Origin of the sequence: Klebsiella michiganensis, assembly GCF_002925905.1 — a bacterium.
Lineage (GTDB): Bacteria > Pseudomonadota > Gammaproteobacteria > Enterobacterales > Enterobacteriaceae > Klebsiella > Klebsiella michiganensis.
In genome coordinates, this window is record NZ_PRDB01000004.1 from 334,618 (window position 1) to 347,171 (window position 12,554).

A 12,554-nucleotide genomic window follows, 5' to 3' on the forward strand; every position below is an offset into this window, starting at 1 on the left:
TAAGGCAGGTGACTTTCACTCACCAACCAGCAAGTGGCGTCCCCTAGGGGATTCGAACCCCTGTTACCGCCGTGAAAGGGCGGTGTCCTGGGCCTCTAGACGAAGGGGACACTGAAGTCTCAATCGCAAGACGCCTTGCTATTTACTTTTCATCAGACAATCTGTGTGGACACTACAAAGGCAGGTTCTTTAAGGTAAGGAGGTGATCCAACCGCAGGTTCCCCTACGGTTACCTTGTTACGACTTCACCCCAGTCATGAATCACAAAGTGGTAAGCGCCCTCCCGAAGGTTAAGCTACCTACTTCTTTTGCAACCCACTCCCATGGTGTGACGGGCGGTGTGTACAAGGCCCGGGAACGTATTCACCGTGGCATTCTGATCCACGATTACTAGCGATTCCGACTTCATGGAGTCGAGTTGCAGACTCCAATCCGGACTACGACATACTTTATGAGGTCCGCTTGCTCTCGCGAGGTCGCTTCTCTTTGTATATGCCATTGTAGCACGTGTGTAGCCCTACTCGTAAGGGCCATGATGACTTGACGTCATCCCCACCTTCCTCCAGTTTATCACTGGCAGTCTCCTTTGAGTTCCCGGCCGGACCGCTGGCAACAAAGGATAAGGGTTGCGCTCGTTGCGGGACTTAACCCAACATTTCACAACACGAGCTGACGACAGCCATGCAGCACCTGTCTCAGAGTTCCCGAAGGCACCAAAGCATCTCTGCTAAGTTCTCTGGATGTCAAGAGTAGGTAAGGTTCTTCGCGTTGCATCGAATTAAACCACATGCTCCACCGCTTGTGCGGGCCCCCGTCAATTCATTTGAGTTTTAACCTTGCGGCCGTACTCCCCAGGCGGTCGACTTAACGCGTTAGCTCCGGAAGCCACTCCTCAAGGGAACAACCTCCAAGTCGACATCGTTTACAGCGTGGACTACCAGGGTATCTAATCCTGTTTGCTCCCCACGCTTTCGCACCTGAGCGTCAGTCTTTGTCCAGGGGGCCGCCTTCGCCACCGGTATTCCTCCAGATCTCTACGCATTTCACCGCTACACCTGGAATTCTACCCCCCTCTACAAGACTCCAGCCTGCCAGTTTCGAATGCAGTTCCCAGGTTGAGCCCGGGGATTTCACATCCGACTTGACAGACCGCCTGCGTGCGCTTTACGCCCAGTAATTCCGATTAACGCTTGCACCCTCCGTATTACCGCGGCTGCTGGCACGGAGTTAGCCGGTGCTTCTTCTGCGGGTAACGTCAATCGACAAGGTTATTAACCTTATCGCCTTCCTCCCCGCTGAAAGTACTTTACAACCCGAAGGCCTTCTTCATACACGCGGCATGGCTGCATCAGGCTTGCGCCCATTGTGCAATATTCCCCACTGCTGCCTCCCGTAGGAGTCTGGACCGTGTCTCAGTTCCAGTGTGGCTGGTCATCCTCTCAGACCAGCTAGGGATCGTCGCCTAGGTGAGCCGTTACCCCACCTACTAGCTAATCCCATCTGGGCACATCTGATGGCAAGAGGCCCGAAGGTCCCCCTCTTTGGTCTTGCGACGTTATGCGGTATTAGCTATCGTTTCCAGTAGTTATCCCCCTCCATCAGGCAGTTTCCCAGACATTACTCACCCGTCCGCCACTCGTCACCCGAGAGCAAGCTCTCTGTGCTACCGTTCGACTTGCATGTGTTAGGCCTGCCGCCAGCGTTCAATCTGAGCCATGATCAAACTCTTCAATTTAAGTTTGATGCTCGTGAATTAAACTTCGTAATGAATTACGTATGTTCACTCAGAGACTTGGTATTCATTTTTCGTCCGAGGACGTTAAGAATCCATGTCACTTTGAGTGCCCACACAGATTGTCTGATAAATTGTTAAAGAGCAGTGCAACGCGGCTTTCGCTCACCGTTGCGAGGTGGCGTATATTACGCTTTCCTCTTTCAGAGTCAACCCGTTATTTCAGGATTTTTTCTCTTCAACCGACCCGGTTGTTTGTGAAGTGATTCACATCTGCCGTGTCAGTGGGAGCGCATTATAGGGATCCCATTTTTTTGCACAAGCCTTTTTTCGATCTTTTTTTCCAAATGATGGTTTTTCAGCCGCTTCGCGGCGTTCTTGCTCAATCCGCTCAATTTTTACCACAATAAGGGGTTGCAGACGGCCAGAAAAGCAACCAAAGTCTCTGCACTCCCTTCTTTTATTGAGGTAACCATGACCACCAGCTTGCGTCGTTATAAAGATTTATTCCCTAAAACGGGCCTACGCGTGATGATCGACAGCAGCAGCGTGGTGATCGGCGATGTCAGAATAGCTGACGATGTCAGTATCTGGCCTTTGGTCGCCATTCGCGGTGATGTGAACTATGTGGAAATAGGCGCCCGCACTAACATTCAGGACGGTAGCGTCTTACATGTCACGCATAAGTCTTCATCTAATCCACACGGCAATCCACTTATCATTGGCGATGATGTTACCGTCGGTCATAAGGTGATGCTACACGGCTGCACTATTGGTAACCGGGTCCTGGTCGGTATGGGTTCGATTTTGTTGGATGGCGTGATTGTTGAAGACGATATAATGATTGGGGCTGGCAGTCTGGTGCCTCAGAACAAACGTCTCAAGAGTGGCTATCTTTACTTTGGTAACCCGGTAAAACAGATACGCCCCCTGACAGAAGCGGAAATTGCCGGGCTACAATATTCAGCGAACAACTATGTAAAGTGGAAAGGTGATTACCTGGCTCAGGAAAACCAGATCCAACCTTGAGCATCTTCTTGCTGGTCGAGAATGAGATCCTGGGCTTCATCTTCCAGATCCCAGCGATGTTCACGAAAAGCGGCCAGCCATTGCGCCGGCTCTTCACCGCCAAAACGCTTCTTGAGCACCGTTAGCGTTAAGGCGCAGGTAAGCTGCATGCCGTTAACTAATGCAGGAAAAGCGATACATTGATGCGCTTCATCCCATACCTCTCTGTCTGGAAACTGAATTGCCTGGTTCATGCATTCAGTTCCTTCTGCAAAGCCGCAATGACTGGCGTAATTTCTGGCAGAACGCCGTGCCACAACAGCACCGCATGAGCAGCCTGCGCCACCAGCATTCCCAACCCATCAGCGCATTTTGTCGCACCGTGTTGCTGGCATAAGGATAAAAATGGCGTACTACCTTTCTGGTAAAACATGTCATAACAACAGACATGGGGATTTATTAAGGTAACAGGGATCGCGGGAACACCGCCGTCAATACCGCTGGATGTCGCATTAATAATGAGATCAAATTCCTGACCGCCTAATGCTTCTATATCCAAAGCGCGGACGCTGCCGGTATGAGCAAAAAGCGTAGCCAGTTCATGGGCGCGAGAATAGGTACGATTAACAATAGTCACGGCACAATCCAGCGACAGGAGAGGAAGCAAAACGCCGCGTGAAGCCCCACCTGCGCCAATAAGCAATACCCGGAATCCTGGTTTAATAAAACCCAGCCGTTCCAGATCGCTCAGTAGTCCAATACCATCGGTATTGTCCCCCAGCAGGCGGCCATCCTCCAACCGTTTAAGCGTATTGACCGCACCGGCCAGCGCTGCGCGTTCGGTTAGCTCATCTGCTCGCGCGAAGGCCTCTTCTTTAAAAGGCACGGTGACGTTCGCTCCCTTACCGCCTTCATTAAAGAAGGTATCGAGCGTCGTAACGAAATCATCGAGCGGAGCCAGGATACGGCCATAGGGATGCGTAATTTGCAACTGCTGAGCAAAAAGCCGATGAATAGATGGCGACTTGCTATGGGCAATAGGGTGTCCGAAGACGGCATAAGTTTCCATGAGTTACCCCTGGCGGAAGAGTTCGCCCGTCAAGGCATCACGTATTTCAGATGGGTTTTGACGCCCTCCCGTAGCCCCGTCAACGACCGGGAAATCAGCGCCAAACTGCGCATAAACTTCTGCCGTCGTGCGGCAAGGAGGCTGGCCAGACAAATTTGCGCTGGTTGAAACCAGCGGTTTTCCGTAAGCATTACACAGTTCGACCACCAGCGGATGGTCCGTGACTCGCACAGCCAGTGAATTGAAGCGCCCCGTCAACCAACGCGGCGTTGAAGCGCAAGCGGGGAAGACAAATGTCACAGGCCCTGGCCAGCAAGAAAAAATCGTCTCCAGCTGCTCATCGCTAAGTTGCGTATCGTCAATATAGGGTTTGAGTTGCTCGAAGTTCGCCGCAATCAGGATCAGCCCCTTTTCAACGGGACGCTGTTTAAGTGCAAGCAGGCTCATGACGGCCTTTTCGCTATCGGGATCGCAACCGACGCCAAAAACGGCTTCTGTTGGATAGGCGATGACATGTTCATTATTCAGAAGCGCCACAGCACGTGCGATGGCTTCTGAGGGCAGGTTATTATTCACAGATTTATTCCGCCGGTATCGGCTTTCCACATTGTTTGCTGGCACAGAAGCGTTTAACGCCCTGCGCCGTTTTCTTTTCGATTAGCAACGGGTAATGACACTCTGGACACTCGCCCGCCACTGGCCTGAAGTTTATGACGAACTGGCAATCGGGGTAACGATCGCAGGAATGGAAGTTTTTTCCAAAACGTGAGCGGCGCTGAACCAAATGCCCTTGCCCGCACTGTGGGCAGGCAATTGCGGTTTCATCCGGCTTATCGATAAGTTCAGTATGTTCGCAATCTGGATAGCTGCTACAACCGATAAACATACCAAAACGCCCCTGGCGTAGTACCAGCACTGCGCCGCAAGACGGGCACGTTTGCCCCTCCAGAACTTTGACAATATGTCCGTCCGCCTGATTTTTCAGGGGCCGGACATAGTCACAGTCAGGATAATGCGAGCAGCCGAGAAAAGGCCCGTGTTTCCCGGAGCGTATTACCAGTTCAGCCCCACACTGCGGGCAGGGTTCGTTTTTACGCACCGAGAACAGCGCTGTTTTGGTCATAACAATTCTAATGTCGCAGCAAAAAAGTTAGTGCAGCATACCTTCATTTACTTCAAAGAGTAATTCTTCCATTTGCTGGTAGGCATTTTCGCAACCGGGAATATTGAACAGCACCATCAGGATCACCCATTTGAGATCTTCCAGATCGAACTCTGCCGTATCCAGCGCCAGTACACGCTCAATCACCATTTCCCGTGTTTCGAGGTTCAACACCTGAATTTGCTCAAGGAATAATAAGAATCCCCGGCAGCTTGCATCAAGACGCTGGCACTCCTCGTCGGTGTAGACTCGTAACGAGAGTGGGTCAGAAGCAAGCTGCATTGGCGCAACAAGCCCCTCCTGGTAATCAGCCAGTTTCTCCAGCCACATCAGGGCGTTATAGATATCTTCTCGTTCAAAACCGGCATCGGTCAGATCCCGAGTCAGCTTGTCCTGATCCACGCGCATTTCTGCTTCGTTATGGATGTAAGTTTCAAACAGATACATCAGTACGTCGAACATGGCTTGCCCTCCTTAATCGGACATAGCCGCCGGGTACAGCTGCGATCCAGCCTGCTAACTCCAGTTCTAGTAGCTGGGCTACGGTTACTGGCACAGATTGGCCGGCACGTTCAGCGACAACGTCAACAGGTGTTACCTCATCTCCTACGTTAGCCAGGAGCTCTGGAAATGGCAATGCTACAGAAGGCCGATTACCGCAATTATTTGCGTCATCTGGTTCAGGAAGAACATATGGCAGCTCATCCCGCCAGTATTCGACGATGTCTTCCGGGGCTGTCACGGGAATCGCGCCCTGCTTGATAAGCCAGTGGGGACCTTCTGAACCCGGGCTGCCAATCGGCCCTGGCAGGGCAAACACATCCCTTCCCTGCTCCAGAGCATAACGAACCGTCACTAATGAGCCGCTTTTCAGGGCCGCCTCAATAACCAACACGCCGGCACTTAGCCCACTGATAATCCGGTTACGGCGAGGAAAGTTGCCCGGCAGGGGCGGGGTAAACAGCGGAAACTCAGAAATGATGGCTCCGCAGCTGTTTGTAATCTGCTCCGCTAGCGCCTGATGACGGCGAGGATAGATCTCTCTTAAGCCATTCCCTAAAACAGCAACCGTTTTACCTTTCCCTTCCAGCGCACCACGATGAGCAATTCCATCAATGCCAAGGGCCAGGCCGCTCGTGATCGTAATACCATAACGTGCTAAAGCTTCGCTAAAGAGTTTCCCCCAACGAGCGCCATACCATGAATGCGCCCGGCTCCCAATGACGGACAGCTGCCGGCTGCTCAGTAGCGCAGGGTCTCCACATACTAAAAGAGCGCAAGGAAAGTCGACAATCGCCCGCAGCTGGGGTGGGTAAAGCGGATCTTCGGCAGTCAGTAGATAGCAATTTGGTCGCTCCAGCCATTGCAGCGTGGCATCTATCTCGCATTGGTTAACGCTGAGGAAATGCTTCGATTGCGCCAGACTCAAGCCACAGGCTCGCAAATCTTCTCGACCTAACGTCGCAGATGCACATAGCTGACGGGCGGCACTGATAGCACTCTCGCCATACAGGCTGCTCACCCTCATCAAACGTAACCAAATTTCCCTGGGCGTCATCCCTATCCCCCTGCCACAAGCGACTTTAACAATCTTTGCGATTGGACAGCGAGACTGTCAATTGCAGGGGGTTTTGTCTAGAATAGAGGTAATAATCTTTCCAACTCCTGAACACAACTCTGGATAACTATGTCAGTTTTGCAAGTGTTACATATTCCGGACGAGCGCCTTCGCAAAGTCGCAAAGCCGGTAGAAGAAGTAAATGCAGAAATTCAGCGTATCGTCGATGATATGTTCGAGACGATGTATGCTGAAGAAGGTATCGGTCTGGCCGCAACGCAGGTGGATATTCACCAGCGAATTATTGTTATTGATGTATCAGAAAATCGTGAAGAGCAGCTGGTATTAATTAACCCTGAGCTGCTGGAAAAAAGCGGAGAAACAGGCATTGAAGAGGGCTGCCTCTCTATTCCTGAACAGCGTGCTTTAGTGCCGCGTGCAGAAAAAGTGAAAATCCGCGCGCTCGATCGCGAAGGCAAACCTTTTGAGCTTGAAGCCGACGGTCTGCTGGCCATCTGCATTCAGCACGAGATGGATCACCTCGTCGGTAAGCTGTTCATCGATTACCTGTCACCGCTCAAGCAACAACGCATTCGTCAAAAAGTTGAGAAACTTGACCGCCTGAATGCTCGAGCTTAAGGACGAGAATAAACGTGTCAGACTCACTACGTATTATTTTTGCCGGCACCCCTGACTTTGCAGCACGTCATCTCGACGCGCTGCTGTCCTCTGGACACAACGTTGTTGGCGTCTTCACCCAACCGGACCGTCCGGCAGGTCGTGGTAAAAAACTCATGCCCAGCCCGGTGAAAGTTCTTGCTGAAGAAAAAGGCATACCGGTATTCCAGCCAGCTTCACTACGTCCGCAGGAAAATCAGCAGCTCGTCTCCGATCTGCGTGCAGACGTCATGGTCGTCGTAGCCTATGGGCTCCTTCTACCAAAAGCCGTGCTGGATATGCCGCGCCTGGGCTGCATTAACGTTCACGGTTCGTTGCTTCCGCGCTGGCGCGGCGCGGCGCCCATTCAGCGTTCGCTGTGGGCTGGCGATACCGAGACCGGTGTCACCATCATGCAGATGGATGTCGGTCTCGATACGGGTGATATGCTCTATAAACTTGCGTGCCCAATCACGGCCGAAGACACCAGCGGAACGCTGTACGACAAGCTGGCTAACCTGGGGCCGCAGGGGCTGATCGAAACCCTCAAGCAGCTTGCTGCAGGTACCGCGAAACCGGTTGCACAGGATGAAGCGCTGGTTACCCATGCGCAAAAACTCAGCAAAGAAGAAGCGCGTATCGACTGGTCTCTTCCAGCCGCTCAGTTAGAACGCTGCATTCGCGCCTTTAACCCGTGGCCAATGAGCTGGATAGAAATTGATGGCCAGCCGGTAAAAGTCTGGCAGGCGTCGGTTATCGATGTGACCACTACAGCCGAACCGGGGACCATCATTGAAGCGACAAAACAGGGGATTCAGGTGGCGACCAGCGACGGCGTGCTGAATTTACTCTCGCTACAGCCTGCCGGGAAAAAAGCAATGAGTGCTCAGGATCTATTAAACTCGCGGCGGGAATGGTTCGCTCCTGGCAACCGTCTGGTCTGACGCGCCCTTCTTAATACGCCCGGTGTTGCCGGGCATTTTTATTTTGTGCTTATGAAAAAACAACTCAATTTACGCAGCCTGGCAGCGCAGGCCGTTGAACAGGTCCTCGAAAAAGGGCAATCCCTGAGCAACGTTCTGCCCCCGCTGCAACAAAAAGTATCCGATAAAGACAAAGCGCTGCTTCAGGAACTCTGCTTTGGCGTGCTACGTACCCTTTCCCAGTTAGATTGGCTGATCGGCAAGCTCATGTCCCGGCCGATGACGGGTAAACAGCGTGTTGTGCACTACCTCATTATGGTCGGCATTTACCAACTGCTGTACACACGGATTCCTCCTCATGCTGCATTGGCGGAAACGGTTGAAGGCGCAGTAGCGATTAAGCGCCCGCAGCTCAAAGGGTTGATTAACGGCGTATTGCGCCAGTTTCAGCGCCAGCAGGAAGAACTGTTATCTGAATTTTCTCGTAGCGAAATTCGCTTTTTACATCCGTCCTGGTTGTTGAAACGTCTGCAGAAAGCCTATCCAGCACAGTGGGAAGCGATCGTGGAAGCGAACAACCAGCGCCCGCCAATGTGGTTGCGCGTAAACCGTGTCCACCATCCGCGCGATAGCTGGCTGGCACTGCTGGAAGAGGCGGGAATGAAAGGTTTTACTCATCCTGCTTACCCTGACGCTGTGCGCATGGAAACACCGGTGCCGGTCCACGCATTGCCGGGGTTTGAAGAGGGTTGGGTTACCGTTCAGGATGCCTCCGCTCAGGGCTGCATCACATTTCTTGATCCAAAAAACGGCGAGCAAATTCTGGATCTGTGCGCGGCACCGGGGGGTAAAACCACGCATATTCTCGAAGCGGCGCCCGAAGCACAGGTGCTGGCCGTCGATGTTGATGAGCAGCGACTCTCCCGCGTCTATGACAACCTGAAGCGTCTGGGCATGAAGGCCACCGTTAAACAAGGTGATGGCCGTTATCCAGCCCAATGGTGTGGAGAGCAGCAGTTCGATCGTATTCTGCTGGACGCCCCTTGTTCCGCCACCGGCGTCATTCGCCGTCATCCGGATATCAAGTGGCTGCGCCGGGATCGTGATATCGCGGAACTGGCCCAGCTGCAGTCTGAAATTCTGGATGCCGTATGGCCGCATTTGAAAACTGGTGGGACTCTGGTTTACGCAACGTGTTCGGTATTGCCGGAAGAGAACAGCCAGCAAATTAAAGCCTTCCTGCAGCGTACTGCGGATGCGGTTCTCAGCGAAACCGGCAGCGCAGATTTGCCGGGCCAGCAAAATTTGCCAGGTGCTGAAGAAGGTGACGGCTTCTTTTACGCTAAGCTAATCAAAAAGTAATGAGATAACGAGTCGCGACTGATGAAAATTATCATATTGGGCGCAGGGCAGGTCGGTGGAACTCTGGCAGAAAACCTTGTCGGAGAGAACAACGATATTACGCTGGTAGACACGAATGGCGACCGCCTTCGCAGTCTTCAGGACAAATTTGATCTCAGAGTGGTTCAGGGCCACGGCTCGCATCCACGCGTGCTGCGTGAGGCGGGTGCGGATGACGCCGACATGCTGGTCGCAGTGACCAGCTCAGATGAAACGAATATGGTGGCCTGCCAGGTCGCCTATTCGCTGTTTAATACCCCAAATCGTATTGCTCGCATCCGCTCCCCGGATTATGTGCGTGATGCCGATAAACTTTTCCACTCAGAAGCGGTTCCTATTGACCACCTCATCGCGCCAGAGCAGCTGGTCATTGACAGCATTCACCGCCTGATTGAGTATCCAGGCGCGCTGCAGGTTGTCAATTTTGCCGAAGGAAAAGTAAGCCTGGCAGTCGTTAAAGCCTATTATGGCGGTCCTTTAGTGGGAAACGCACTTTCAACTATGCGCGAACATATGCCGCATATTGACACACGCGTAGCCGCTATCTTCCGCCACGATCGCCCCATCAGGCCACAAGGTTCAACCATTGTTGAAGCCGGTGATGAAGTGTTTTTCATCGCCGCTTCGCAGCATATTCGCGCCGTCATGAGCGAACTTCAGCGCCTCGAAAAGCCGTATAAGCGCATCATGCTGGTTGGCGGCGGAAACATTGGCGCCGGGCTCGCCCATAAGCTGGAGAAAGATTATAGCGTCAAACTGATTGAACGTAATCAACAGCGTGCCGCAGAGCTTGCAGAGAAGCTGCAAAATACGATCGTCTTCTACGGCGATGCTTCAGATCAAGAATTGCTGGCTGAGGAACATATCGATCAAGTCGATCTTTTCATTGCCGTCACCAACGATGATGAAGCCAATATTATGTCTGCCATGCTCGCAAAGCGCATGGGGGCCAAAAAGGTGATGGTGCTGATCCAGCGTCGTGCCTACGTCGATCTTGTCCAGGGGAGCGTGATCGACATTGCAATATCACCGCAGCAGGCAACCATCTCTGCACTGCTCAGCCATGTGCGTAAAGCCGATATTGTCGGCGTTTCCTCCCTACGCCGCGGTGTCGCAGAGGCTATTGAAGCTGTCGCGCACGGAGATGAAAGTACTTCGCGGGTGGTTGGACGCGCTATTGATGAGATTAAGCTTCCCCCCGGAACAATTATTGGCGCCGTTGTACGCGGTAATGATGTCATGATAGCGAATAACAATCTGCGTATTGAGCAAGGGGATCATGTCGTTATGTTCCTGACTGACAAAAAATTCATCTCAGACGTCGAAAGACTATTCCAGCCAAGTCCTTTCTTTTTGTAGTTCGCAGGCGTCGACAAGACGCCTTTCTTTTATCCCTTGTATATCAAAGGATAATATTTTTCTGCAATTATTTCGTGGTAATGGAAAATAGTAATACATTTGTTAAACTTATCAGTGTCAGCTGGCTCAAGGAGAATAAAATGAGTTTTTTAAAAGAATTTCGCGAATTTGCGATGCGCGGGAATGTGGTTGATTTGGCAGTCGGTGTCATCATTGGCGCAGCATTTGGTAAAATCGTATCGTCGTTAGTTGCCGATATTATTATGCCGCCGCTAGGCTTACTCATTGGCGGAATCGACTTTAAACAGTTTGCCGTGACGCTACGGGATGCCCAGGGCGACATCCCGGCGGTCGTCATGCATTACGGCGTATTCATTCAGAACGTGTTCGATTTTATTATCGTGGCGTTTGCTATTTTTATGGCAATCAAACTGATGAATAAACTGAACAGGAAAAAGGAAGAGGCCCCGGCAGCACCACCGGCGCCAACCAAAGAAGAAGTCCTGCTTAGCGAAATTCGTGACCTGCTGAAAGAACAAAACAATCGTTCTTAAGAAGCCTTAAAAGCAGAAGGCCAGTGGTAAAAAAGTCATTTACTTTCTTGCCACTGGCCTCCCGACCATTCTGTCCCGCATGTTTTTCTTTTCTTTGGTAGCTACCTTTCCCTTTCTTGTTCTTCTCAATTCGCTGCCTGAATAACGGGTCATGAAGTAGTGCCTCAAGGGCGTTATCTTTTATTTGCCCTTTAGTATGCTGATAGCGGCTCATAAGCTCTCCAGATATGTAATAGAAATCGGCGTGAGTGTAGACGCGTCTGATGAAAAAATCAACGTGCTGGATTATGACTGCTGGCGCCCTGCTCCAGTGCTTCAAGAATTGAGCAATAGACGCTGCTGTGCGCTGTTCCGCAGCAAGCATCATTGAGGCGCTGCAAAGAACGACGCATGGCTTGTAACTCTTTAATCCGGGATTCCACTTCACTTAAACGAGCCTGCACAATGCCTTTAGATTCCTGACAGGTATGATGTTCCGGATCGATGCGGATCGAGAGAAGTTCGCGGATCGATTCCAGCGTAAAACCAAGCTGCCTGGCATAGCGAATAAAACGCAGCCTCTGTAGATCGTTATCCGAATAGAGACGAAATCCACCTTCAGTGCGCACGTTATGATCCATCATCTGCTGTTTTTCATAATAGCGGATGGTATCGGGAGTAACGTCAGCCAATTTAGCCAGTTCACCTATGCGGTACATGATTACTCCTCATTAATCTTTTGCAGCAACTTATCCGCGTAATCCCCACGCAGAAAGTCAGTGTTCAAGCCCGCCTGCCGCAGCTTTAACTCGAGCAGCGCCAGACGACGACTCAGCTCAGCATAGCGGGGATCGCTCTCCTGAACGCCTTTAAGTAAGTCATTGAGCATCACGGCTTCTTTACGATGTTCAAGTTCGGGAGGTAAACAACCCGCATTCTTGAGTAATCGATAGCCTGCGCGTAGCTCAGGCGGCACATGCGAGTCATCATCCAGAGTCAGTGGCTCCCCACTTCCCGGCAGGTTATCAAACTCACCTTTGTGCTGTGCATCAAGAATATGGCGTTCTGCCCACTGATCCAGTAACCACATCATAAGGCTCCGGGGATGAACAAAAATAATGCAGATATTGTAAACAAGCAGGAATAGGGAGG

15 protein-coding genes, 1 tRNA gene and 1 rRNA gene are annotated in these 12,554 nt (G+C 51.7%); 6 read left to right on the forward strand and 11 right to left on the reverse strand.

The genetic code is table 11. The annotated features are described in order from the left end of the window. Nucleotides 1-34 precede the first annotated feature (34 nt). Nucleotides 35-110 (reverse strand) — tRNA-Glu (locus tag CDA56_RS12530). An 85-nt stretch (nucleotides 111-195) separates the two neighbouring features. Then, nucleotides 196-1,735 (reverse strand): 16S ribosomal RNA (locus CDA56_RS12535). Nucleotides 1,736-2,206: 471 nt separating this feature from the next. Here CDA56_RS12535 and CDA56_RS12545 point away from each other — a divergent pair. Beyond that, nucleotides 2,207-2,761 (forward strand): gamma carbonic anhydrase family protein, encoded by a 555-nt coding sequence (locus CDA56_RS12545; protein WP_014839658.1) that lies wholly within the window; start codon nucleotides 2,207-2,209, stop codon nucleotides 2,759-2,761. On the opposite strand, the gene CDA56_RS12550 is transcribed toward CDA56_RS12545, so the two are convergent. Genes CDA56_RS12550 through dprA form a run of 6 tightly spaced genes read right to left on the reverse strand, consistent with a single transcriptional unit; the run spans nucleotide 2,737 to nucleotide 6,529 of the window. Beyond that, complete coding sequence (locus tag CDA56_RS12550) at nucleotides 2,737-2,994, reverse strand: DUF1488 family protein (RefSeq protein WP_102804053.1); 258 nt, start codon at nucleotides 2,992-2,994, stop codon at nucleotides 2,737-2,739. The genes CDA56_RS12545 and CDA56_RS12550 overlap by 25 nt on opposite strands. Continuing rightward, nucleotides 2,991-3,809: a shikimate dehydrogenase gene (gene aroE, locus CDA56_RS12555; RefSeq protein WP_014227028.1), complete on the reverse strand. Its 819-nt coding sequence runs from the start codon at nucleotides 3,807-3,809 to the stop codon at nucleotides 2,991-2,993. The genes CDA56_RS12550 and aroE overlap by 4 nt, the downstream gene beginning before the upstream one ends. 3 nt (nucleotides 3,810-3,812) lie before the next feature. Continuing rightward, on the reverse strand, nucleotides 3,813-4,385 hold the full coding sequence (tsaC, locus tag CDA56_RS12560; RefSeq protein WP_103815524.1) for an L-threonylcarbamoyladenylate synthase type 1 TsaC: 573 nt from the start codon (nucleotides 4,383-4,385) through the stop codon (nucleotides 3,813-3,815). Nucleotides 4,386-4,389: 4 nt separating this feature from the next. Further along, nucleotides 4,390-4,932: a DNA topoisomerase family protein gene (locus tag CDA56_RS12565; RefSeq protein ID WP_014227029.1), complete on the reverse strand. Its 543-nt coding sequence runs from the start codon at nucleotides 4,930-4,932 to the stop codon at nucleotides 4,390-4,392. 27 nt (nucleotides 4,933-4,959) lie between these two features. Beyond that, nucleotides 4,960-5,433 (reverse strand): DUF494 family protein Smg, encoded by a 474-nt coding sequence (smg, locus tag CDA56_RS12570; protein ID WP_004125874.1) that lies wholly within the window; start codon nucleotides 5,431-5,433, stop codon nucleotides 4,960-4,962. Beyond that, complete coding sequence (dprA, locus tag CDA56_RS12575) at nucleotides 5,405-6,529, reverse strand: DNA-protecting protein DprA (RefSeq protein ID WP_014227031.1); 1,125 nt, start codon at nucleotides 6,527-6,529, stop codon at nucleotides 5,405-5,407. Before dprA ends, smg begins: the two co-directional genes overlap by 29 nt. Before the next feature lie 129 nt (nucleotides 6,530-6,658). Here dprA and def point away from each other — a divergent pair, with 129 nt between their 5' ends. From def to mscL, 5 genes are all read left to right on the forward strand, one after another. After that, a complete protein-coding gene (def, locus tag CDA56_RS12580) occupies nucleotides 6,659-7,168 on the forward strand; it encodes a peptide deformylase (RefSeq protein WP_004854751.1) in 510 nt (169 codons plus the stop codon). 14 nt (nucleotides 7,169-7,182) lie between these two features. Then, nucleotides 7,183-8,130: a methionyl-tRNA formyltransferase gene (fmt, locus tag CDA56_RS12585; protein ID WP_048263815.1), complete on the forward strand. Its 948-nt coding sequence runs from the start codon at nucleotides 7,183-7,185 to the stop codon at nucleotides 8,128-8,130. 51 nt (nucleotides 8,131-8,181) lie between these two features. Then, nucleotides 8,182-9,471 carry a 16S rRNA (cytosine(967)-C(5))-methyltransferase RsmB gene (gene rsmB, locus CDA56_RS12590; RefSeq protein WP_032751524.1) on the forward strand — a complete coding sequence of 430 codons (1,290 nt, stop codon included), beginning with the start codon at nucleotides 8,182-8,184 and terminating at the stop codon, nucleotides 9,469-9,471. Between the two features lie 21 nt (nucleotides 9,472-9,492). Next, on the forward strand, nucleotides 9,493-10,869 hold the full coding sequence (gene trkA / locus CDA56_RS12595) for a Trk system potassium transporter TrkA (RefSeq protein ID WP_004125888.1): 1,377 nt from the start codon (nucleotides 9,493-9,495) through the stop codon (nucleotides 10,867-10,869). 140 nt (nucleotides 10,870-11,009) lie between these two features. Next, entirely contained in the window at nucleotides 11,010-11,423 is a 414-nt protein-coding gene (gene mscL / locus CDA56_RS12600; protein WP_004106310.1) for a large-conductance mechanosensitive channel protein MscL, read from the forward strand. Here mscL and CDA56_RS12605 read toward each other — a convergent pair. From CDA56_RS12605 to CDA56_RS12615, 3 genes are read right to left on the reverse strand one after another with little or no spacing between them, the layout of a single operon-like run. Then, nucleotides 11,377-11,637, reverse strand: coding sequence for an alternative ribosome-rescue factor A (locus CDA56_RS12605; protein ID WP_072057189.1), 261 nt, complete (start codon nucleotides 11,635-11,637; stop codon nucleotides 11,377-11,379). The two genes, mscL and CDA56_RS12605, sit on opposite strands and share 47 nt — an antisense overlap. 58 nt (nucleotides 11,638-11,695) lie before the next feature. Beyond that, complete coding sequence (gene zntR / locus CDA56_RS12610; RefSeq protein WP_014227035.1) at nucleotides 11,696-12,121, reverse strand: Zn(2+)-responsive transcriptional regulator; 426 nt, start codon at nucleotides 12,119-12,121, stop codon at nucleotides 11,696-11,698. A 2-nt stretch (nucleotides 12,122-12,123) separates the two neighbouring features. Then, nucleotides 12,124-12,492 (reverse strand): DnaJ family domain-containing protein, encoded by a 369-nt coding sequence (locus CDA56_RS12615; RefSeq protein WP_042934199.1) that lies wholly within the window; start codon nucleotides 12,490-12,492, stop codon nucleotides 12,124-12,126. Nucleotides 12,493-12,554: the final 62 nt, after the last annotated feature.